The sequence below is a fragment of the Micrococcus sp. LASM2_SD2 genome, from assembly GCF_057364565.1.
This window is the reverse complement of sequence record NZ_JBNFOB010000505.1, coordinates 1-494: the sequence shown is the minus strand read 5'-3', so window position 1 is coordinate 494 and position 494 is coordinate 1. Positions and strand designations below refer to the sequence as shown.

The following is a 494-nucleotide window of genomic DNA, read 5'->3' as shown; positions in this document are numbered from 1 at the left end:
AGCCGCACCGCGGCCCTGACCGCGGCCCTGTCCCTGACCGTCGCCCCCGTGGCGACGGCGGGGCTGGCCGCCCCGGCCCTGGCCCACGACGAGCTGCTGTCCTCCACACCGGAGGCCGGACAGACCCTGACCGAGGCCCCCGGAGAGGTCTCCCTGACCTTCTCCGGCGAGCTCATCGACGGCCAGGGCATCCAGAACCTCATGCAGCTCCGGGACGCCGACGGCAACCAGTGGCAGGCGGACTCCGGCACCGTGGAGGGAGACACCTTCTCCGCCCAGGTGTGCCCGGACCTGCCGAACGGCGACTTCGAGCTCGCCTACCGCGTGGTCTACTCCGACGGACACTCCGAGGAGCGACGACTCGACTTCACCCTGGACGCCGAGGGCGCACCCGAGGCCGGCACCGTCCCGACGGACTGCGGCGTGGCCGCAGAGCCTGGCTGGGGCCGGGACCCGGTCCGAGCAGGCGGTCCCCACCCGACGCGTCCCAGGCC

General features: G+C 74.1%; 1 protein-coding gene. It reads left to right on the top strand.

What is annotated here, in order from left to right:
* Positions 1 to 15: 15 nt before the first annotated feature.
* On the top strand, positions 16 to 494 hold a 479-nt coding region (locus tag AC2W7A_RS13335), incomplete at its 3' end, for a copper resistance CopC family protein (RefSeq protein ID WP_485991764.1).